We start from the raw sequence: 22339 nt of genomic DNA, 5'->3' as shown, positions 1-22339 counted from the left end.
GGACTGCTTCTGTCTGCACAATTACTCGGACTTCCTACTATCTGAGACGGCAGCCCGGGTCACACCGCTCCCACCTGCGAAAACACCGAACGGGCCAGGTCGGGGGGTGACCTGGCCCGTCCGGGGTCGGGGTGGGCGTCAGCCCATGTGCGGGTAGCCGTAGTCGGTCGGCGGGACCAGCGTCTCCTTGATGGCGCGGGTCAGCGTCCAGCGCATCAGGTTCTGCGGGGCGCCGGCCTTGTCGTTGGTGCCGGAGGCACGGCCGCCGCCGAAGGGCTGCTGGCCGACGACGGCGCCGGTCGACTTGTCGTTGATGTAGAAGTTGCCGGCCGCGTAGCGCAGCTTCTCCATCGTGTACGCCGCCGCCGCGCGGTCGTTGGCGATGACCGAGCCGGTGAGGGCGTAGTCGGACACCGACTCCATCTGGGTCAGCATCTCGTCGTACTTCTCGTCGTCGTAGACGTGCACGGCGAGGATCGGGCCGAAGTACTCGGTGCGGAACACCTCGTTCTCCGGGTCGTCGCACTCGATGACGGTCGGGCGGACGAACCAGCCCTCGGAGTCGTCGTAGGAGCCGCCCGCGACGATCGTGCAGGAGGCGTCCTCCTTGGCACGGTCGATGGCGGCCTTGTTCTTGGCGAAGGACCGCTCGTCGATGACGGCGCCGATGAAGTTGGACAGGTCGGTGACGTCACCCATCTTGATGCCGTCGACCTCGGCCGCGAACTCCTCCTTGAAGCCGGAGTTCCAGATCGACGCCGGGATGTACGCGCGCGAGGTGGCGCTGCACTTCTGGCCCTGGTACTCGAAGGCGCCGCGGGTCAGCGCGGTCTTGAGGATCGCGGGGTCGGCGCTGGGGTGGGCGACGACGAAGTCCTTGCCGCCGGTCTCGCCGACCAGACGCGGGTAGGTGCGGTACTTCTCGATGTTCTGGCCGACCGTCTTCCACAGGTGCTGGAAGGTCTTGGTCGAGCCGGTGAAGTGGATGCCGGCCAGGTCCCGGTGGTTCAGGGCGACCTCGGAGACCTCCAGGCCGTCACCGGTGACCAGGTTGATGACGCCCTTGGGCAGACCGGCCTCCTCAAGCAGCCGCATCAGCAGCACGGCGGCGTGGGTCTGCGTCGGGGACGGCTTCCAGACCACCACGTTGCCCATGAGGGCCGGCGCGGTGGGCAGGTTGGCGGCGATCGCGCTGAAGTTGAACGGCGTGATCGCGTAGACGAAGCCCTCCAGCGGGCGGTGGTCGAGGCGGTTCCACACGCCCGGGGAGTTGGCCGGGGGCTGCTCGGCGAGGATGCCGCGCGCGTAGTGGACGTTGAAGCGCCAGAAGTCGACCAGCTCGCAGGGGCTGTCGATCTCGGCCTGCTGGGCGGTCTTGGACTGGCCCAGCATGGTGGAGGCGGCGATGGTCTCGCGCCAGGGGCCGGCCAGCAGCTCGGCGGCGCGCAGGATGATCGCCGCACGGTCGTCGAACGACATCGCGCGCCAGGCGGGCGCGGCGGCGAGGGCCGCGTCGATCGCGTCCCGGGCGTCCGCCTGCGTGGCGTTGGCGTAGGTGCCCAGGCGGGCCTTGTGGTTGTGCGGCTGCACGACGTCGAAGCGCTCGCCGCCGCCCATCCGCTTCTCGCCGCCGATGGTGCAGGGGAGGTCGATCGGGTTGTCGGCCAGCTCCTTGAGCTTGGCCTCCAGCCGGGCGCGCTCGGGCGTCCCGGGAGCGTAGCCGTGCACCGGCTCGTTGACGGGGGTGGGGACCTGGGTCACAGCGTCCATGGGTGGCGTAACTCCTTGTCGTGAGCGGTGTGGTGTCAGCCCTTGGTGATCATGCTTCGGGCGAAGAACCGCAGGTTGGCGGGCTTCTCCGCGAGCCGTCGCATGCTGTGCCTTCCCGGGGGACAACCCCCGGCCCCCCGGCCGGGGCCGGGGCTGCGGCACAGCCGAGTTGTCTCAGCCACGACTGATCATGCTCCGCAGGAAGAACCGCAGATTCGCGGGCTTCTCAGCCAGTCGTCGCATGAAGTAGCCGTACCAGTCGGTGCCGTAGGCCGTGTAGACGCGCATGCGGTGGCCCTCGGCGGCCAGTCGCAGGTGCTCGTCGCTGCGGATGCCGTAGAGCATCTGGAACTCGTACTCGTCGAGCTTGCGCCCGGCGGTGCGGGCCAGTTCCTGGGTGATGGAGATCAGGCGCGGGTCGTGGGACCCGATCATCGGGTAGCCCTCGCCCTCCATCAGCGTCCGCAGGATGCGCACGTACGCCTTGTCGATCTCGTGCTTCTGCTGGTAGGCGACCTCGGCGGGCTCCTTGTAGGCGCCCTTCACCAACCGTACGCGACTGCCGGCCGCGGCGAGGCGGCGCGCGTCCTCCTCGGTGCGGAAGAGGTAGGCCTGGATGACGCAGCCCGTCTGCGGGACGTCCTTCCGCAGCTCCTCGTGGATGGCGAACATCGAGTCGAGGGTGGTGTGGTCCTCGGCGTCCAGCGTGACCGTGGTGCCGATCTCGGCGGCGGCCTCGACGACCGGGCGGACGTTGGCGAGGGCCAGCTCGTGGCCGCCGGGGAGGGCCTGGCCGAACATCGACAGCTTCACCGACATCTCGGCGCGGGTGCCGAGCTCCAGCGGCTTGAGCCGGTCGATCAGCTCCAGGTACGCGTCACGGGCGGCGGCGGCCTGCTCGGGGGTGGTGATGTCCTCGCCGACGACGTCCATGGTGAGTTCCAGGCCGTTGCCGGTGAGTTCCCGGATGATCGGCAGGACCTCGTCGACGGTCTCCCCGGGGATGAAGCGGTCGACGACCTGCTTGGTCACCGGGGCCGCCGAGATCAGGCGTCGCATCCGGTCGCTGCGCGACGCGGCGAGAATCACGGGACCCAGCACGGGGCACCTCCACAAGCTGCATGAGGCCGTCACCCGACGATTCGGGTACGGCACGGAGAACCACCGTGAAACCTACGGATGCCCCCGATCGTGGGCCATCGACAGCTGTCACGCATCCGCGCCGCGGATCTCAGACAGATGTATGAAGGACTCGGGGCTTTGCGGCAGAATGCCCGGGTGACGTCGGAACACAGGGACGACTACCAGGAGCTGGTGGACGAGATCTCGGAGCTGCTCGGCGCTCCGGCGACCCTGGAGAACCGGGATTTCGAGCTGATCGCCTTCGGGGCGTACGACAGCGAGGGCGACCTCGATCCGTCCGTGCTGGACCCGGTGCGCACCCGCTCGATCCTGACCCGCCGTTCGACGGCCGCCGTCCGCGCCTGGTTCGAGGGTTTCGGCATCACCCGGGCGACCGGCCCGGTCCGCATTCCGCGCACTCCCGAGGCGGGTGTCCACCGGGGACGGATCTGTCTGCCGGTACGCCATCGGGGAGTCGTCCTCGGCTACGTCTGGCTGCTCGACTACGACCCGGGCCCCTCCGAGCGGCAGCTGGGCGCGGCCATGGGGGTGACGGCCCGGATCGGGGCGCTGCTCGCGGACGAGGCGCAGCACGGCGCCGACCTCACGCGCGAGTTGCGGGCGGTGCTGACGGCGGAGCGGGACTGGCAGCGGGAGATGGCGGTCGCCGAGCTGCGCACCGCCCTCGGCAACCGCGCCGACGGTCCGCACACGGTGGTCTGTGTCGCCCCCTGGCCCGCCACCGATCCGGACGACGCCCCCTCGGTCCGTACGGTGCCGGGGGCGACGGCGCTGTGCACCCTGCCGTGGGGCGCCACCGCCCTGTCGCTGGCCCTGCTGCTGCGGCTGCGTTCGACGGACGTACTGGCCCCGGCGACGACGGCGGCCTCACGGCTGCTGGAGCGGGTGGGTTCGCGTGGCCCGGGAGGGCGGAGCGGCCCTCCCGCGGCCGCCGGGATCGCCGCGCCCCGCGCGGGTCTCGCGGAACTGGGCGCGGCCTGGACGGAGGCGTCGGCGTCGGCGCGCGCGGCACTGGCCGAGCCACGGCTCGGACCGGTCGCCCAGTGGGCGTCGATCGGCCCCTTCCGGCTGCTGACCGCGCTGCCCCCGGGCGCCGCCCACGACCCCGCCGTCGGCCCTCTGCTCTCCCCCGCGCACACCGAACTGGCCCGCACCGCCGAGGTCTACCTCGACCGCGCGGGCCAGGCCGGCCGTACGGCGGCGGAGCTGGGCGTCCACCGCCAGACCCTCTACTACCGCCTGTCCCGCATCGAACAGCTCACCGGCCTGGACCTGGACGACGGTGAGGACCGGCTGCTGCTGCACATGGCGCTCAAGGCCGCGCGTCTGTAGCGGCGGCCTCCATCACCCGGCGCAGGCCGGCGGTGAGCTGCCCGCCGTCGGGCGCGGACTTCGGGTCGAAGGTCCACTGGGCGATCAGGCCCGTCATCAGGGTCACGTAGAACATGCCGAGGGTGTCGGCCGTCTCGTCGGACACGTCCTCCTCCCGGCCGCCCATCAGCAGCGGGACCAGACCGCGTCCGGCCTCGCGCTGTGCCGCCGCCAGATGGTCGCGGACCTCGGGGAGCCGGTCGCCGAGGGCGAGGACCTCCATGCTGAGCCGCCACACCGAGCCGGGCTCCTTCATGGTGCCGATGATGTTCGACCACACCCGCTCGAAGCGTTCCAGGGAGCCCGGTGGGGTCTCCTCCACCGTCCCGTCGCCCTCGAAGGCGTCGCCCATCCCCTCGACCAGGGACACATAGGCCTGTGCGAGCAGCGCGTCCTTCGAGCCGTAGTGGTAGCCGATGGACGCCAGGTTGGTGCCCGACTCCCTGACGATGTCGCGCGCCGTGGTGCGCACGAACCCCTTGGCGAGCAGGCAGCGCCTGGCGCCTTCGAGCAGATCCTCACGGTGTCCCATGGAGCCACCCTACCCGCCTGTCCATACACATGTCTTATACGATCGTTCTAGACAAGCGTATAAGACGTGCGTACAGTCACCGCCATGACAACGAATCCGCCCCGCGCCGGCCGCCGCGAGTGGACCGCGCTCGCCGTGCTGATGCTTCCGCTGCTGCTGGTCTCGATGGACGTCTCCGTCCTCTACTTCGCGATCCCCGAGATCAGCGCGGACCTGGAACCGAGCGGCACCCAGCAGCTGTGGATCTTCGACATCTACGGCTTCGTCCTGGCCGGCCTGCTGATGACCATGGGCGCGCTCGGCGACCGCATCGGCCGCCGCAGGCTGCTCCTCCTCGGCGCCACCGCCTTCGGCGCCGCCTCATTGCTCGCGGCCTACGCGCACACCGCCGAGACGCTGATCGCGGCCCGCGCGGTCCTCGGCATCGGCGGCGCGACCCTGATGCCGTCGACGATGGCGCTGGTCCGCACGATGTTCACCGACCCCGCCCAGCGGGCCAAGGCGATCGGGCTGTGGTCCGGGGTGATGACGGCCGGGATCGCGCTCGGCTCGGTGATGAGCGGCGTCCTCGTCGAGCACTTCTGGTGGGGCTCGGTCTTCCTGGTCAACCTGCCCGCGATGGCCCTGCTGCTGGTCCTCGGCCCGGTCCTGCTCCCCGAGTCGAAGAACCCCTCCCCCGGCCGCTTCGACGTGCTGAGCGTCCCGCTGTCCATGGCGGCGGTCCTGCCCGTGGTCTACGGCCTGAAGGAACTGCCCTCCGAGGGCTGGAACGTCCGGTACGTCGTCGCGATCACCGTCGGCCTGCTGTTCGCGGCGCTGTTCGTGCACCGGCAGCGCACCGCGGCCTCGCCGATGATCTCGCCGGCCCTCTTCCGCGGGCACGGCTTCACCCCGGCGCTCCTCCTCAACACCCTGTCGGCCTTCGGGATGATGGGCTCGGCGTACTTCACCACCCAGTACCTCCAGTCGGTCCTCGGCAAGAGCGCGCTGGAGGCCGCGCTGTGGAGCCTGCTGCCGTCGGTGCTCATCGGCGCCGCCGCACCGGTCGCCGCCCAGCTCGTCCAGCGGGGCGTGGAGCGCGCGTACGTCGTGACGGCCGGCTTCGTCATCGCGGCGGGCGGCTACGGGCTGCTGGCCCTGGCCGGTACGGACTCGCTGTGGCTGGTGCTGGCCGCGTGCGGGGTGATGGCCGCCGGCATCGTCATCGTGATGTCCCTGCTCACCGACCTGGCCCTCGGCTCGGCACCGGTCGAGAAGGCGGGTGCGGCGTCCTCCCTGCTGGAGACCGGCACCGAGTTCGGCGGCGCGCTGGGCATGGCCGCCCTCGGCTCCATCGGCACCGCCGTCTACCGCCACGAGATGCCGGGCACGGCCCCGGCCCCGGCGCAGGAGACCCTGGGCGGCGCGCTGGCCGTCGCCGGCGAGCTGCCGGGGCGCGCGGGGGACGCCCTGGCGACGGCGGCACGGGAGGCGTTCACCAGCGGGATGCAGGGAGCGGCGGTCGCGGGGGCGGTGCTGCTCCTCGGGGCGGCGGGCCTGGCCGCGATGGGCCTGCGGCACATCAGGATCCGGCCGGAGGCCTCCACGGAAAACGCCGGACGGGCTGACTCACTCAGCCCGTCCGGCGTTCGATGACGATCCCGTTCAGGACGAACGGGGGGTCCGGGGCTGCGCCCCCTGAACCTCAGACCAGGTTGACCGAGCGCGCGGACGTCGCCCCGATCTCCGCGGCGAGCTCACCGAGCACCCCGGCGGCCACCGTGTCGTCGACCGTCAGCACCGCGAGCGCCTCGCCGCCGACCGTCGCGCGGGCGACCTGCATGCCGGCGATGTTGATGCCCGCCTCGCCGAGGATGCGGCCCACGGTGCCGACGACACCCGGACGGTCCTCGTAGCGCAGGACGACCATGTGGTCGGCGAGCGCGAGGTCCACGTCGTAGTCGCCGACCGCGACGATCTTCTGGACGTGCTTGGGGCCGGCCAGCGTGCCGGAGACCGAGATCTCCTCGCCGCCGGAGAGGGTGCCGCGCACGGTGACGACATTGCGGTGGTCGGCCGACTCCGAGCTGGTGGTCAGCCGTACCTCGACACCGCGCTCCTGGGCGAACAGCGGGGCGTTGACGTAGGACACCGTCTCGTCGACGACGTCCTCGAAGACGCCCTTGAGCGCGGACAGCTCCAGCACCTTCACGTCGTGCTGGGTGATCTCGCCGTACACCTCGACGTCGAGGCGGGCCGCGACCTCACCGGCGAGCGCGGTGAAGATCCGGCCGAGGCGCTCGGCGAGTGGCAGGCCCGGCTTGACGTCCTCGGCGATGACACCGCCCTGCACGTTCACCGCGTCCGGGACCAGCTCACCGGCGAGGGCGAGGCGCACCGAGCGGGCGACGGCGATACCGGCCTTCTCCTGCGCCTCGTCCGTGGAGGCGCCGAGGTGCGGGGTGCAGACGACCTGGTCGAACTCGAACAGCGGGGAGTCGGTGCACGGCTCCTTGGCGTACACGTCCAGGCCGGCGCCGGCGACGCGGCCCTCCTTGAGCGCCGAGTACAGTGCCTCCTCGTCGACGATGCCGCCGCGCGCGGCGTTGATGACGCGGACGCTCGGCTTGACCTTGCGCAGCGCCTCGTCGCCGATCAGGCCGACGGTCTCGGGGGTCTTGGGCAGGTGGACGGTGATGAAGTCGGAGACCTCGAGCAGCTCGTCCAGCGAGAGCACCTTGACGCCCATCTGCGCGGCCCGCGCGGGCTGTACGTAGGGGTCGTAGGCGACGACCTTCATGCCGAAGCCGGACATGCGCTGCGCGACGAGGGCGCCGATCCGCCCCAGACCCACGACACCGAGGGTCTTCTCGGCGAGCTCGACGCCCGTGTACTTGCTCCGCTTCCACTCGCCGTTCTTCAGCGCGGCGTTGGCCTGCGGGATGTGACGGGCGGTGGCGACGATCAGACCGCAGGCGAGCTCGGCGGCGGTCACGATGTTCGAGGTGGGGGCGTTGACGACCATCACGCCGGCCTTGGTGGCGGCGGAGACGTCGACGTTGTCCAGGCCGACGCCGGCGCGGGCGACGACCTTGAGCTTGTTCGCGGCGGCGATCGCCTCGGCGTCGACCTTGGTGGCCGAGCGGATCAGGATCGCGTCCACCTCGGCGATGGCCGGGAGCAGTTCGGCGCGGTCCGCACCGTTGCAGTGGCGGATCTCGAAGTCCGGTCCGAGTGCGTCGACGGTGGCGGGCGACAGCTCTTCAGCGATGAGTACGACGGGTTTCGAGCTCACGTGAGTCCTCACAAGTCCAATGCGGACGGCCGTCCCGACGGCCGCAGGCGGTGAAGAAGTGCTAGCCGCGTGGAAGACGCACGACACTGTGGGCCTGACGCGTTTGTTGTGCAGCAGTCTAGTGGCGCGGGGCGGGTCGTCTTGCGCCTCTGCGGAATGATCACCCGGAAGAGGCCGGGTCCGGGCCGGAGCCCCGCGGCGGCGCCGGCGAACGGCACCGCTGCGGGGCGCGGGGGCTTACGCCTCCTCGTCGACCCAGCTCATGAGCTTGCGCAGCTCCTTGCCGGTGGTCTCCAGCAGGTGCTCGGAGTCCTGCTGCTTGTACTCGTTGTACTTCTTCAGGCCGCCGTGGTACTCGTCCATCCAGTTCTTGGCGAAGGTGCCGTCCTGGATCTCGGCGAGGACCTTCTTCATCTCGGCCTTGGTGGCGTCGGTGATGATCCGCGGACCGGTGACGTAGTCGCCCCACTCGGCGGTCTCGGAGATCGACCAGCGCATCTTCTCCAGGCCGCCCTCGTACATGAGGTCCACGATCAGCTTCAGCTCGTGCAGGCACTCGAAGTAGGCGATCTCCGGCTGGTAACCCGCCTCGGTCAGCGTCTCGAAGCCCGCCTTGACCAGCGCCGCGGTGCCACCGCACAGGACGGCCTGCTCACCGAAGAGGTCGGTCTCGGTCTCCTCGGTGAAGGTCGTCTTGATGACGCCGGCGCGGGTGCCGCCGATGCCCTTCGCGTACGACAGGGCCAGCTCGAAGCCGTTGCCCGTGGCGTCCTGCTCGACGGCGGCGATACAGGGAACGCCGCGGCCCTCCTCGTACTGACGGCGCACCAGGTGGCCCGGGCCCTTGGGGGCGACCATGCAGACGTCCACGCCGGCCGGGGGCTTGATGAAGCCGTAGCGGATGTTCAGGCCGTGGCCGAAGAACAGCGCGTCGCCGTCCTTCAGATTGTCCTTGATGTGCTTCTCGTAGACCTCGGCCTGGATCGGGTCCGGGACCAGGATCATGATGACGTCGGCCTCGGCGGCGGCCTCGGACGGGCTCACCACGCGCAGGCCCTGCTCCTCGGCCTTGGCTTTGGACTTGGAGCCCTCGTGCAGACCGACACGGACGTCGACACCCGAGTCACGGAGCGACAGGGCGTGGGCGTGGCCCTGGCTGCCGTAACCGATGACCGCGACCTTGCGGCCCTGGATGATGGACAGGTCGGCGTCGGCGTCGTAGAACAGCTCGGCCACTGGGTTCTCTCCTTGTGTGCGGGTGTTGCGTCCCACCGTATGCCGGTGGGGGGAAGGGAAGTTTCTCGGTCTCGGAATACGGGCGGCCGGTCATCTTCCGGCCGCCCGCTTACGGGTCTTACGCCGACCGGTCCAGGGCGCGCAGCGACCGGTCCGTGATGGAACGGGCACCGCGTCCGATCGCGATCGTGCCGGACTGGACGAGCTCCTTGATGCCGAACGGCTCCAGCATCTTGAGCATGGCGGACAGCTTGTCGCTGCTGCCGGTGGCCTCGATGGTCACGGCCTCCGGGGAGACGTCCACGGTCTTGGCGCGGAACAGCTGGACGATCTCGACGATCTGGGAACGCGTCTCGTTGTCGGCGCGCACCTTCACCAGAACGAGTTCGCGCTGAACGGCCTGCCCGGGTTCGAGCTCGACGATCTTCAGCACGTTGACGAGCTTGTTGAGCTGCTTGGTGACCTGCTCCAGCGGGAACTCCTCGACGCTCACCACGATGGTGATGCGGGAGATGTCGGGGTGCTCGGTGACGCCGACGGCGAGCGAGTCGATGTTGAAGCCGCGGCGGGAGAACAGGGCGGCGATCCGGGCCAGGATGCCCGGGGTGTTCTCCACCAGGACGGAGAGCGTGTGCTTGGACATGATCTGCTTCCTCTGCTTGAAAGTCCTGACGGCTCTCAGTCGTCTTCGTTGTCGCCGAAGTCGGGGCGGACGTCCCGGGCGGCCATGATCTCGTCGTTGGAGGTGCCGGCGGCGACCATCGGCCACACCATCGCGTCCTCGTGGACGATGAAGTCCACGACGACCGGGCGGTCGTTGATGGAGTTCGCCTCCTCGATGACCTTGTCGAGGTCGGCCGGGTCCTCGCAGCGGATCGCGTAGCAGCCCATGGCCTCCGACAGCTTCACGAAGTCGGGGACGCGGGTGCCGGCGCTCTTCTCGGTGCCGTCCGCGCCGGGGCCGGAGTGCAGCACCGTGTTGGAGTACCGCTGGTTGTAGAAGAGGGTCTGCCACTGGCGGACCATCCCGAGGGCGCCGTTGTTGATGATGGCGACCTTGATCGGGATGTTGTTCAGGGCGCAGGTGGTGAGCTCCTGGTTGGTCATCTGGAAGCAGCCGTCGCCGTCGATCGCCCAGACCGCGCGGTCGGGGGCGCCCGCCTTGGCGCCCATGGCGGCCGGGACCGAGTAGCCCATGGTTCCGGCGCCGCCGGAGTTCAGCCAGGTGGCGGGCTTGTCGTACTGGATGAAGTGCGCGGCCCACATCTGGTGCTGGCCGACGCCGGCCGTGAAGATCGTGCCCTCGGGCGCCAGCTGCCCGATGCGCTCGATGACCTGCTGCGGGGAGAGCGAGCCGTCCTCGGGCTGGTCGTAGCCGAGCGGGTAGGTCTCGCGCCAGCGGTTCAGGTCCTTCCACCAGGCGGTGTAGTCGCCCTTGCCGCCCTCGGCGTGCTCCTTCTGGACGGCCTGGATGAGGTCGGCGAGGACCTCGCGGGCGTCACCGACGATCGGCACGTCGGCGGGGCGGTTCTTGCCGATCTCGGCCGGGTCGATGTCGGCGTGGACGATCTTGGCGTACGGGGCGAAGCTGTCCAGCTTGCCGGTGACGCGGTCGTCGAAGCGGGCTCCGAGGGCGACGATCAGGTCGGCCTTCTGCAGCGCGGTGACGGCGGTGACCGAACCGTGCATGCCCGGCATTCCCACGTGCAGCGGGTGGCTGTCGGGGAACGCGCCGAGCGCCATCAGGGTGGTGGTGACGGGCGCTCCGGTGAGTTCGGCGAGCATCTTCAGCTCGGCGGTGGCCCGCGCCTTGAGGACGCCGCCGCCGACGTAGAGGACCGGCCGCTTCGCGGCGGTGATCAGCTTGGCGGCCTCGCGGATCTGCTTGGCGTGCGGCTTGGTGACGGGCCGGTAGCCGGGCAGGTCCATGGTGGGCGGCCAGGAGAAGGTGGTCTTCGCCTGGAGGATGTCCTTGGGGATGTCGACCAGGACCGGACCCGGGCGGCCGGTGGAGGCGATGTGGAACGCCTGGGCGATCGCCCGGGGGATGTCCTCCGCCTTGGTGACCAGGAAGCTGTGCTTGGTGATCGGCATGGTGATACCGACGATGTCCGCCTCCTGGAAGGCGTCCGTGCCGATCGCCTTGGAGACGACCTGCCCGGTGATCGCGACCAGCGGCACGGAGTCCATGTGCGCGTCCGCGATCGGGGTGACCAGGTTGGTGGCGCCCGGACCGGACGTCGCCATGCACACCCCGACCTTGCCGGTGGCCTGGGCGTAACCGGTGGCCGCGTGGCCGGCACCCTGCTCGTGGCGGACCAGCACGTGACGCACCCGCGTGGAGTCCATCAGGGGGTCGTACGCCGGCAGGATGGTGCCGCCGGGAATGCCGAATACCGTGTCGGCGCCGACCTCCTCGAGAGAGCGAATGAGGGACTGTGCGCCCGTGACGTGCTCGACGGGGGCGGACTGTCCTCCGGATCGGGGCCGGGGCTGCGGGTGATGGGCCCCGGTGGCCTGCTCGGTCATCGGCATTCTCTTCTCGATGCTGAGGGTTTTTGCGAAGTTTGTACGGGTCACGCGTGCTGCTCGGCAGGTGCCTGTGCAACAAAAAACCCCTCGTGCCATAAGGCAAGCGAGGGGAGCGCGCCGGGTGGTGGTCGCTGAGCGGTGGAGGCTCAGCGTCAGCCGACGCGCTTTCCAAGTACGAGAATTCGGGTGCGCATGGCACTGACCCTCCACCCGGCGCGCACCCAGTGTCAAGTGGGTGGGACGGGAGTCTCATTATGTGAGCGCAGCGCCGGACCGCCCTGGAGTACGGCGGTCACCCCGGTGGAGTACACCCCGGAACCCCGGCCGACGAACACGGGTTCGGCCGGTCCCGGCAGCACCGGATAGTGCCCGGCGGCCAGCGCCCTGCGCAGCCGGTACTCGTCCAGCGGCCCGGAGAACGCCTTGCCCTGGCCGTGCGTGCAGCCCATCGCGCGCAGGGCCGCGACCTGCTCGGGCAGATCCACGCCGTCGGCCACGGACTGCATCCCGAGGTCGGAGGCGATCCGCAGCAGACCGCTGGTGATCTTGTGCAGCCGCGCGGACTCCACCACGCCGTCGACCAGGCCCCGGTCGAGCTTCAGTACGTCGACGGGGAGCCGCCTCAGGGCCATGATCGTCCCGGGTCCGCTGCCGAAGCCGTCGAGCGCGATCCGGACGCCGAGCCGCTTGAGCACGGCCAGCCGGCGCTCCAGCTCGTCGAGCGACACCCTGGGGTCGGTGTCGGCCAGCTCGACGACCAGGGAGCCGGACGGCAGCCCGTACCGGGTCAGCAGGGCCTCGATCGATCCCAGGGGCAGTGACCGGTCAAGGAGCCGGTGCGCGCTCAGCCGGACGGCCACCGGGACGGGCAGACCGATCGCGTGCCGTTCGGCGGCCTGTTCGACGGCCTCCTCCAGCACCCAGCGGCCCAGCTCGGCGGTCTTCTCGCTGTCCTCGGCCACGCGCAGGAACTCCGCGGGGGTGAACAGCACGCCCTGGGAGGAGCGCCAGCGCGCCTGGGCGCAGACCGAGGTGATCCGGCCGTCCTCCAGGGACACCACCGGCTGGTGCAGCAGGGCGAACTCGCCGTGGTGCAGCGCCGCGCGCAGCCGGGTGGCCAGCTCCGCCCTGCGCACCACGTCCTGCTGCATCTGCGGCTTGTACAGCTCCACGCGGCCCTTGCCGGCGGCCTTGGCCCGGTACATGGCGAGGTCGGCGTTGCGCAGCAGTTCGCCCGCGCCGAGGCCGGGTTCGGCGAAGGCCACGCCGATGGAGGCGTTGACCCGGACATCGTTGCCGTCGATGACGTAGGGCTGGGAGAGGGTCACTCTCAGGCGGTCGGCGAGCTCCAGGATGTGCCGCTCGCGGGCGTCCCGGTCACGGGCGCCGTCGCCGACGATCAGGGCCGCGAACTCGTCGCCGCCCAGCCGGGACGCGGTGTCGCCCTTGCGGACCGCGTCCTGGAGTCTGCGGGCGGCCTGGACGAGCAGCTCGTCCCCGGCCTGGTGCCCGATGGTGTCGTTGACGCCCTTGAAGCCGTCCAGGTCGATGAAGAGCACCGCCGTGCCTCTGAGGGCGGCCCCGCGGTCCGAGGCGCGGCGGCCGGACAGGGCCTGCTGGACGCGCCGGGTGAACAGGGCGCGGTTGGGCAGGTCGGTGAGCGGGTCGTGCTCCGCGTTGTGCTGGAGCTGTGCTTGGAGCCGCACGCGTTCGGTCACGTCGCGGCTGTTGAAGATCAGGCCGCCGTGGTGCCGGTTGACGGTCGACTCGACGTTCAGCCAGCCTCCCCCACTGCCGGAGCGGAAGCGGCACTCGATCCGGGTGGTGGGTTCCTCGACCGGGTCGGCGGCGAGGAAGCGGCGCACCTCGTGCACGACGCAGCCCAGGTCCTCCGGGTGGATGAGACTGGCCAGTTCGGTCCCCTCCAGCTCCTCCGCGGGCCTGCCGTACACCCCGGCGGCGGCCGGGGAGACGTAGCGGAGGATGCCGCTGGGGGCGGCGATCATGATGACGTCGCTGGAGCCCTGCACCAGGGAGCGGAAGTGGTTCTCCTGCTGCGCCAGTTCCTGGGTCAGGGTGATGTTGTCGAGCAGCATGATGCCCTGGCGCACGACGAGCGCGAGCACCACGGTGCCCCCGGTGAGCAGGACCACGCGGTCGACGCTGCGGCCGTTGAGGACGTTGTAGAGGATGCCCAGGGTGCACACGGCCGCGGCGAGGTACGGCGTGAGTGCGGCGAGGGAACCGGCGATGGGCCGGGAGAGCGGATACCGGGTGGGCCCGCCGGGCGGCGGCCCGTGGTGGTGGTCCGGCGTGCCGCACCGGCCGGGCAGGTGCTCGCGGACCACGCGTGTGTGCCCGTCCGGCTCGGGCCGTCCGCCGCGGGGCGCGGTCCAGGGGGCGTACGCCAGGAGCAGCGAGCCGGCGAACCAGCCCGCGTCGAGCAGCTGTCCGGAGCGGTAGCCGGCGTGCAGCAGCGGAGAGGTGAACAGGGCGTCGCACATCACGGTCAGCGCGAGCGCGCCGATCGCGGTGTTGACCGCGGACCGGTTGACCTCCGAGCGCCGGAAGTGCAGCGCGAGCACCATGCTGACCAGGGCGATGTCGAGCAGCGGGTACGCCAGTGACAGCGCGGTGTGCGCGACGTCCGGCCCCTCGGCCCGGGCGGCCTGGGCGAGTGCGAGGCTCCACGCGAGGGTGAGCAGGGAGCCGCCGATCAGCCAGGCGTCCAAGGAGAGACAGACCCAGCCGGCCTTGGTCACGGGCCGTTTGGCGAGCACCAGCAGTCCCACGATGGCGGGTGGCGCGAAGCACAGGAAGAACAGGTCGGCGTAGCTGGGGCTGGGCACGGGAAGCCCGAGGACGACCTCGTACCACCCCCAGACCAGGTTGCCCAGGGAGGCCATGGCCGAGGAGAGGCCGAACATCACCCAGGCGGGCCGGAACCGGGTGCGGGGGCTGCGTGCGTAGACGAAGCAGGACACGGCGGCGGCACCGGCCGCGGCGCACAGCCCGAAGTCGCCCATGATCAGTGCGAGGCGCTCCGAGCCCCAGCCGAACGCGGCGCCGACGGCGTAGGCGGCGCAGACCAGGGCCAGAACGAGTTGGGCGGCCGGACCGGGCCGGCGGCCGACGGCCGGTGCGCCGGACGGCGGCGCCGTCGGCGCGGGCTGCTGCCGCAGTGCTCCGTCGAGCGTGGAGGTGGGGGTCGGCGCGCTCACCGGCACCTCCCGGTCCGCTCCGCTCCCGGGCCCTTCGGTCCCTGGTGCACCGGGTGGGCACGCCCGCGGCGGCTGCCGCGCCCGGGGTGGTGACGGCCGGGACCGTCGTGAGGGCCGCTGTGCCGGGTGCGGTGGCCGCTGTGGTGACCGCGGCTGCGCGCGGCCGTGCGCAACGGTCGTCGCCGACGGCTCCGCCGCGTCGGATCGCTCGTCCATGGGCCGTGCATCGTCCGTCGCCCCCCTCACTGTCCGCAGTGTCCTGCCCCCGCGCCGTTGGTCAGCGGCGCGGCCCCTGTCGGGACGATACACCAGTATCGTCACTCAGGGACATAGGTTCTCTACGCTCCGTAACGATCAACTGATATATGAGTACCCACCGCGCCCGGAGAAACGCGGACGGTACCCGAAGCGGACTACGGGGCTTCCGCTCCCGTCACCAGGATCACGTTGCCGAGCTCCTCCTGGTTCAGATAACGGCGCAACTGATCGACCAGCAACCGCTCGGCGCGCGGCCGGAAGGCGGAGGTGGGTCCGCCGACGTGCGGGCTGATGAGGACGCCCGGCGCCCGCCACAGGGGATGTTCCGAGGGCAGCGGTTCGGGATCGGTGACGTCGAGGGCCGCGGTGATGCGGCCGCTCTCCACCTCGGTGAGCAGCGCCTTGGTGTCGACGACGCCGCCGCGGGCCACGTTCACCAGCAGGGCGCCGTCCTTCATCCGGGCCAGGAACGCGGCGTCCGCGAGGTGCCGGGTGGCCTCGGTCAGCGGCGTGGACAGGACGACGACGTCCGCCTCCGGGAGCAGGGCGGGCAGTTCGGTGAGCGGGTGCACCGGCCCGCGCTCCGTGGTGCGTGCGGAGCGCGCGACGCGCGCCACCCGCGCGAGCTCGAACGGAACGAGCCGGTCCTCGATGGCCGCGCCGATCGAGCCGTACCCCACGATGAGCACGTTCTTGTCGGCGAGCGCGGGCCGGAACCCGCCGCGCCACTCCCCCTTGTCCTGCGCCCGCACGAAATCGGGGATGCCGCGCAGGGAGGCCAGGATCAGCGCGAGCGTGAGCTCGGCGGTGCTGGCCTCGTGCACACCGCGCGCGTTGCACAGCCGTACGCCGGCGGGCAGGCCCTTCAGGCCGGGCTCCACGTGGTCGGTGCCGGCCGACAGGGTCTGCACGACGCGGACGGAGCGCATCAGCGGCATCGGGCGCACACCGATCTCGGCGGGCTTCATGTAGGGCACGACGTAGAAGGCGCAGTCGGCCGGGTCGGCGGGGAACTCCTCGGCGCCGTCCCAGAAACGGTAGTGCGGCCCCTCGGGAAGGCCCTCGATCTCGTCCGGCGGAATGGGAAGCCATACGTCAGCAGCAGTCATGGTCCGGAGGCTAGTTCAGGAGCCCGGGGGCGCAGAGGTTAGGTTGGGGGGCCGGAGAGGGAGGGTCACGACCAGGTGGAGCGCAGGACGATCGGCGCGGGGGCGCTCGCGGTGGGGGCCGTCGGACTCGGGTGCATGCCGATGAGCTGGGCCTACAGCACGTCCCGGCAGCGCGGCGAGGAGTCGCTCAGGGCGGTGCACCGGGCGCTGGACGCGGGCTCGACGCTCCTCGACACCGCCGACATGTACGGCCCGTTCACCAACGAACTGCTGCTCGGGCGGGTGTTGAAGGAGCGGCGCTCCGACGCCTTCGTGTCCACGAAGGTCGGGCTGCTGGTGGGTGATCAGCACATCGTGGCCAACGGCCGCCCCGGATACGTGAGAAGGGCCTGCGACGCGTCGCTGCGCCGGCTCCAGACCGACGTCATCGACCTCTACCAGCTGCACCGCGCCGACCCGGAGGTCCCGGTCGAGGAGACCTGGGGTGCGATGGCCGAGCTCGTGCGGGCGGGCAAGGTACGGGCGCTGGGGCTGTGCGCGGTGGGGGCCCGCTCGGCGCGGCGGCCGGGGGCGCGGCTGCACGACACGACGATCCGGCAGCTGGAGCGGGTGCAGCAGGTCTTCCCGGTGAGCGCGGTGGAGGCGGAGCTGTCGGTGTGGTCGCCGGAGGCGCTCCGGGCACTGCTGCCGTGGTGCGCGTCGCGGGGAATCGGTTTCCTGGCGGCGATGCCGCTGGGCAACGGCTTCCTGACCGGGACGCTGACGCCCGGCGTGGGCTTCGAGGCGGACGACCTGCGCGCCCGGCACCCCCGCTTCACGGCCGAGATGATGGCCGCGAACCAGCCGATCGTGGCCGGCCTGCGCCGCGTCGCCCGCCGGCACGGCGAGCACGTCACCCCGGCGCAGGTGGCGCTGGCCTGGGTGCTGAGCCGGGGCCGCCAGGTGATCCCGGTCCCCGGCGCCAAGCGGGAGCGGTGGGTCGCGGAGAACGCGGCCGCGGTGGACCTGCGCCTGACGGAGCGCGACCTCGTGGAGATCGCGGAACTGCCCGCGGCACAGGGGTCGTGGGACTGAACGGCGGACCGGCGGCGGCGATCTCGCGGTTCGGGGGTCCGCGATCGGGAACTTCGGGAGCACGAGCGGTGTATGACAGGTAGGACCCCGCCGCGTCGAAGGGACGAGATCGTGCAACGACGAGCCGTGACGGCCGTACTGGCCGCCGCCGCGCTCCTGCTGACCGCCGGCTGCTCCTCCGACGACGGAGGACCGCCGGGCGGAGACGGCAGCGCCTCCCCGACCGGTACGGCGGCGACGTCGCCGTCCTCGTCGCCGGAGGGGAGCGCGGAGGAGACACCGCCCGCGAAGGGCTCGGTGAAGGTGGTCCGCACGGTGACCACGGGCCTGAGCTCCCCCTGGGGCCTGGCCCCGCTGGCCGACGGCGACCTGCTGGTCTCCTCCCGGGACGAGGCGACGATCACCCGGGTCGACGGGAAGACCGGCGAGAAGACCGAGCTGGGCGAGGTGCCCGGGGTGTCACCGTCCGGCGAGGGCGGCCTGCTCGGCATCGCCCTCTCCCCCGCGTACGCCTCGGACCACATGATCTACGCGTACTTCACCTCGGCCTCCGACAACCGCATCGTCCGCATGATCTACGACGAGGGGAAACCGGCCGGTGAGCAGCTGGGAGCGCCGGACACCGTCTTCCGGGGCATCCCCAAGGGCGAGGTCCACAACGGCGGGCGGATCGCCTTCGGCCCGGACAGGATGCTGTACGCGGGCACGGGCGAGAGCGGTGACACGGGGCTGTCCCAGGACAAGGAGTCCCTGGGCGGCAAGATCCTGCGGCTGACCCCGGAGGGCGAGCCGGCCCCGGGCAATCCGTTCCCCGACTCCGCGGTCTACTCGTACGGCCACCGCAATGTGCAGGGCCTGGCGTGGGACGGCAAGCAGCGGCTGTTCGCCGCGGAGTTCGGCCAGAACACCTGGGACGAGCTGAACGCGATCAGGCCGGGCGACAACTACGGCTGGCCGGAGGCGGAGGGCGAGTCGGACGACGGCGGCTTCCACGACCCGGTCGACCAGTGGAGCACCGACGAGGCCTCCCCCAGCGGCATCGCGCACGCCGAGGGCTCGGTCTGGATGGCGGGCCTGCGCGGCGAGCGGCTGTGGCGCATCCCGCTGAAGGGCACGGAGGCGTCGGCGGCCCCGCAGGCCTTCCTGGAGGGCGAGTACGGCCGGCTGCGCACGGTGGCGGCGTCGGGCGGCAACAAGCTGTGGCTGGTCACCAGCAATACGGACGGGCGTGGCAATCCGAAGGAGGGGGACGACCGGATCCTGGAGCTGGAGGTGAGCTAGTCGCTCAGTCCGTCTCGGGCTCCTCCTCGGGCTCCTCCTCCGGCGCCGTCGACCGGCGTACGGTGACCTTTCCGGAGGCGAGGTCTATCGGTCCGCGTCCGGGGTCGGCGTCACCGACGTCCTCCCGGGTCAGTTCCAGGCGGTTCTGCTCGTCGCGGGTGTGCTTACGGCCAGGGGCGAACAGTTCCTCGAAGGCGTTGAACATCGCTCCCCTTCCCAAGGGCGACCGGGTCGTCCACCTATTGTCCCGCCGCCAGCCGCTCATCCGTCTCCGCCGCGAACAGAGCGAGCCGGTGCGCCACCGCCGCCGCCTCGCCCCGTCCGGAGACGCCCAGTTTGGCGAGGATGTTGGAGACGTGGACGCTGGCCGTCTTCGGGGAGATGAACAGTTCCCCGGCGATACGGCGGTTGGTGTGGCCGGCGGCCACCAGGCGCAGCACGTCGCGCTCCCGGCTGGTGAGTCCGAGCGCCTCGGCCGGATCGGCGGGCCCGGGAGCCGCATCCCGGACGGCGGGGGTCAGCGCGAGGCGTGCGCGCTGCGCCAGCAGGGCGGCGGAGCGGGCCAGCGGTTCGGCGCCGAGGTGGCCGGCGACGGCGTCGACCAGCCGCAGCAGTTCCGTGGCGCGGGCACGCTCGTCGTCGCCCGCTCCGGTGGCGAGCAGCGCCTCGGCGAGCCGGAGCCGGACGCGTGCGAGGTCGTAGGGCCGCCCCAGTGGCTCCACCGCCTCGACGGCCGCGGACCACTCGTCCGGTTCGAACCTGGCCTCGGCGCGCAGCAACTCGGCACGCAGCCACTGGTCGTAGGCCTGCCACACGGGCACTCCGGTCGCCAGGTTCTTGGCCGCCCTGCGGATCCGTTCCAGGATCTCCGGGCGGCCCGGCTCGGTCGCCGGGTCACCGTGGGCGTCCGCCTCGGCGGTCGTGGCGGCGAGCAGCAGGGGCCAGCCGTAGCGCTGGGTGCCGGGTGGGAGTCCGGCGTCGAGCACGGCGAGCAGTTCGGCACGGACGTCGGCCAGGCGGCTCTCGGCGGCGGCGATGCCGATGGCGACCCGCTTCATGGGGAGGGCGTACTGCGGCATCGGGTCGTGGGTGCCGAAGACGGTGCGGGCGTCGGCGAGCCGGCGGGCCGCCGTGGCCGTGTCCCCCCGGTCGTACGCGAGATACGCCAGGCGCATCGAGCCCCCGGCACGCTGCTTGGCGCTCTGTTCGAGACGCCGGGCGTCGGCCGCGGCGCGGGCGGCCTCGTCCCAGCGGCCGAGGGAGTGGAGGGACTCGGCGAGGTTGCCCCACACCCAGCTCTCGGAGTCCAGCAGCCCGAGCCTGCGGGTGACGTGGACACCCTCCTGGAGGAGGTCCGCGGCCTCCTGGGAGCGGCCGACGCCTTCGAGGACGGACGGGAGGTTGACATGGGCGCGGGCCACCACCATGTCCACGCCCAGTTCGGTCGCCCGGTCCTTGACCTCGTACATCTCGGCGAGCCCGGACTCGATGTCACCGGCGTCGACCATGAGGCCGCCGAGGGTGAGCCGGGCGTTGAGCTCGATGTCGTGGGCGCCGACCATACGGGCGTACTCGACGGCGCGTTCGGCGGCGGCCATGGCCTCCGGGCCGGGTTCGTGCAGCATCGACCAGCTGGCCGCGGAGGCGAGGACCTCGGCGTGCACCTCGGAGGGGGGCAGTCCGCGCACCAGGTCCTGTGCGGTGCCGAGTTCGGCCCAGCCGTCGCCGCGGGCGAGGGCCTGGGTGAGCCGGGAGCGCTGCACCCAGAACCAGGCGGCGCGCAGGGGGTCGGGGTCCTCGTCGAGGAGGCGCAGCGCCCGCTTGGTGATCTTCATCGAGCGTTCGCGTTCCCCGCAGAGGCGGCCGGCGACGGCTGCCTCTGCCATCAGGTCGAGGTAGCGCAGCGGCGTCGTCCCGGGGTCGCAGCCGCTGGAGGTGCCCCCACGCCCTTCAGGCAGTGGGGGAGGAGGGTAGACCTCGGCGTAGTCGAGGGGGCGCAGGGTGGCCCGTACGGTGTCGGGGACGGTGTCCCACAGCTCCATCGCCCTTTCCAGCAGGCCCAGTTGCTCGGAGTAGGCGTGGCGCCGGCGGGCTTCGACGGAGGCGTCGAGGACGGCGGGCAGGGCCTTGGCCGCGTCGTGGGCGTGGTACCAGTAGCTGGCCAGGCGGGTCACCCGCTCGTCGGCGGGGACGAGGGTGGGGTCGGCCTCCAGGGCCTCGGCGTAGCGGCGGTTGAGGCGGGAGCGTTCGCCGGGCAGCAGGTCGTCGCTGACGGCCTCGCGGACCAGGGAGTGGCGGAAGCGGTAGCCGTCGCGGTCGGGTGCGGGGGCGAGGATGCTCGCGTTGACGCCGGCCCGCAGGGCCTCGATGAGGTCGTCCTCGGTGAGCCGGGCGACCGCGGCCAGCAGTCGGTCCTCGACGGTGGAGCCGCCCTCGGCGACGATCCGGGCGACCCGCTGGGCGCTCTCCGGCAGTCCCTCGACGCGGACCAGGAGCAGGTCGCGCAGGGAGTCGGTGAGACCGGTGCAGCAGCCCTCGTCGGCGGCGACGGCGAGTTCCTCGACGAAGAAGGCGTTGCCGTCGGAGCGTTCGAAGATGTCGTCGACGCGGTCGGGGTCGGGTTCGCGGGCGAGGATGCCGGCGATCTGCCGGTGCACCTCCTCGCGGTTGAAGCGGCCGAGCTCGACGCGCTGGACCGTGCGGAGCCGGTCGAGTTCGGCGAGGAGGGGGCGCAGGGGGTGGCGGCGGTGGATGTCGTCGGAACGGTAGGTGGCGAGGACGACGAGGCGGCCGGTGCGCAGGGTGCGGAACAGGTAGGCGAGCAGGTGGCGGGTGGAGGCGTCGGCCCAGTGCAGGTCCTCCAGGGCGAGGACGACGGTGCGGTCGGCGGCGACGCGCTCCAGCAGGCGGGCGGTGAGTTCGAAGAGGCGGGCCACGCCCTGTTCGTCGCGGCGGGCCTCGCGGGCGGCGGCGGTGCCGATCTCGGGGAGCAGGCGGGCGAGTTCCTCCTCCTGTCCGGAGGCGGCGGCGGCCAGTTGGCCGGGCAGTTCGCGGCGGAGTTGGCGCAGGGCGGTGGAGAAGGGGGCGAAGGGCAGTCCGTCGGCGCCGATCTCGACGCAGCCGCCGAGGGCGACGATCGCGCCGCGGCGGCGGGCCGCGGCGGCGAACTCCTCGACGAGGCGGGTCTTTCCGACGCCGGCCTCGCCTCCGATGAGCAGTGCCTGGGGCTCGGCGGCGGCGCGGGTGAGGGCGGTGTTCAGTGTGTCGAGTTCGGTGCTGCGGCCCACGAACACGGGACTGACGGACTTGGTCTCCACGGTCCTGAGCATGTCATGCCCTTCCGGCAACGGGTCACTGGTTTTCCGGTGCGCGGGGGTGGTCCTGCGGGCCGGCGCTTATGGGGTGCCCGGTGTGAGGGCTGGGCGGGGGTGGGTCGCGCGGCCCGGCGCTTGCGGGGTGCCTCCCCCAGAGGGGGTACCCCCAGCCCACCCGTGCCGCCCTGGGGGCACCTCCCAGGCCTTTAAGGCACTGGGGGAGG

Annotated in this window: 15 protein-coding genes; 4 read left to right on the top strand and 11 right to left on the bottom strand. The window is 71.6% G+C overall.

From position 1 onward, the window contains the following. Window positions 1-138: 138 nt before the first annotated feature. Together pruA and KUM38_RS18895 are read right to left on the bottom strand one after the other, a co-directional pair. The gene (pruA, locus tag KUM38_RS18900; protein WP_217130582.1) at window positions 139-1770 is read right to left on the bottom strand and encodes an L-glutamate gamma-semialdehyde dehydrogenase; all 1632 of its coding nucleotides are present in this window, start codon (window positions 1768-1770) and stop codon (window positions 139-141) included. Between the two features lie 174 nt (window positions 1771-1944). Continuing rightward, the gene (locus tag KUM38_RS18895; RefSeq protein WP_217130581.1) at window positions 1945-2871 is read right to left on the bottom strand and encodes a proline dehydrogenase family protein; all 927 of its coding nucleotides are present in this window, start codon (window positions 2869-2871) and stop codon (window positions 1945-1947) included. A gap of 138 nt (window positions 2872-3009) precedes the next feature. Here KUM38_RS18895 and KUM38_RS18890 point away from each other — a divergent pair, with 138 nt between their 5' ends. Continuing rightward, window positions 3010-4245, top strand: a complete 1236-nt coding sequence (locus KUM38_RS18890; protein WP_217130580.1) for a helix-turn-helix domain-containing protein — start codon at window positions 3010-3012, stop codon at window positions 4243-4245. Here the strand turns inward: KUM38_RS18890 and KUM38_RS18885 are convergent. Further along, the gene (locus tag KUM38_RS18885) at window positions 4226-4816 is read right to left on the bottom strand and encodes a TetR/AcrR family transcriptional regulator (protein ID WP_217130579.1); all 591 of its coding nucleotides are present in this window, start codon (window positions 4814-4816) and stop codon (window positions 4226-4228) included. The genes KUM38_RS18890 and KUM38_RS18885 overlap by 20 nt on opposite strands. Before the next feature lie 84 nt (window positions 4817-4900). Between KUM38_RS18885 and KUM38_RS18880 the strand changes: the two genes are divergently transcribed. Beyond that, window positions 4901-6451 carry an MFS transporter gene (locus tag KUM38_RS18880; protein WP_217130578.1) on the top strand — a complete coding sequence of 517 codons (1551 nt, stop codon included), beginning with the start codon at window positions 4901-4903 and terminating at the stop codon, window positions 6449-6451. A 49-nt stretch (window positions 6452-6500) separates the two neighbouring features. Here the strand turns inward: KUM38_RS18880 and serA are convergent, their stop codons facing one another. The 6 genes from serA to KUM38_RS18850 all read right to left on the bottom strand — a co-directional run bounded on the left by serA (window position 6501) and on the right by KUM38_RS18850 (window position 16446). Next, window positions 6501-8090 (bottom strand): phosphoglycerate dehydrogenase, encoded by a 1590-nt coding sequence (serA, locus tag KUM38_RS18875; protein ID WP_217130577.1) that lies wholly within the window; start codon window positions 8088-8090, stop codon window positions 6501-6503. 237 nt (window positions 8091-8327) lie between these two features. Continuing rightward, a complete protein-coding gene (gene ilvC / locus KUM38_RS18870; protein ID WP_217130576.1) occupies window positions 8328-9326 on the bottom strand; it encodes a ketol-acid reductoisomerase in 999 nt (332 codons plus the stop codon). A 118-nt stretch (window positions 9327-9444) separates the two neighbouring features. After that, window positions 9445-9969 carry an acetolactate synthase small subunit gene (gene ilvN / locus KUM38_RS18865; protein ID WP_030216544.1) on the bottom strand — a complete coding sequence of 175 codons (525 nt, stop codon included), beginning with the start codon at window positions 9967-9969 and terminating at the stop codon, window positions 9445-9447. Window positions 9970-10004: 35 nt separating this feature from the next. Further along, window positions 10005-11855, bottom strand: a complete 1851-nt coding sequence (locus KUM38_RS18860) for an acetolactate synthase large subunit (protein ID WP_217130575.1) — start codon at window positions 11853-11855, stop codon at window positions 10005-10007. A 230-nt stretch (window positions 11856-12085) separates the two neighbouring features. Beyond that, a complete protein-coding gene (locus tag KUM38_RS18855; protein ID WP_217130574.1) occupies window positions 12086-15079 on the bottom strand; it encodes an EAL domain-containing protein in 2994 nt (997 codons plus the stop codon). 413 nt (window positions 15080-15492) lie between these two features. Next, the gene (locus KUM38_RS18850) at window positions 15493-16446 is read right to left on the bottom strand and encodes a 2-hydroxyacid dehydrogenase (protein WP_217130573.1); all 954 of its coding nucleotides are present in this window, start codon (window positions 16444-16446) and stop codon (window positions 15493-15495) included. 75 nt (window positions 16447-16521) lie between these two features. Between KUM38_RS18850 and KUM38_RS18845 the strand changes: the two genes are divergently transcribed. Further along, window positions 16522-17520, top strand: a complete 999-nt coding sequence (locus KUM38_RS18845) for an aldo/keto reductase (RefSeq protein WP_217130572.1) — start codon at window positions 16522-16524, stop codon at window positions 17518-17520. Between the two features lie 72 nt (window positions 17521-17592). Further along, window positions 17593-18801, top strand: coding sequence for a sorbosone dehydrogenase family protein (locus KUM38_RS18840; protein ID WP_217130571.1), 1209 nt, complete (start codon window positions 17593-17595; stop codon window positions 18799-18801). A 4-nt stretch (window positions 18802-18805) separates the two neighbouring features. Here the strand turns inward: KUM38_RS18840 and KUM38_RS18835 are convergent, their stop codons facing one another. Next, window positions 18806-19006: a DUF6191 domain-containing protein gene (locus KUM38_RS18835; RefSeq protein WP_217130570.1), complete on the bottom strand. Its 201-nt coding sequence runs from the start codon at window positions 19004-19006 to the stop codon at window positions 18806-18808. 34 nt (window positions 19007-19040) lie between these two features. Then, complete coding sequence (locus tag KUM38_RS18830) at window positions 19041-22130, bottom strand: AAA family ATPase (protein WP_217130569.1); 3090 nt, start codon at window positions 22128-22130, stop codon at window positions 19041-19043. Window positions 22131-22339 lie beyond the last annotated feature (209 nt).

The organism is Streptomyces sp. AC558_RSS880, from assembly GCF_019049255.1.
Classification (GTDB): Bacteria; Actinomycetota; Actinomycetes; order Streptomycetales; family Streptomycetaceae; genus Streptomyces.
This window is presented reverse-complemented; position numbering and strand designations above follow the sequence as displayed.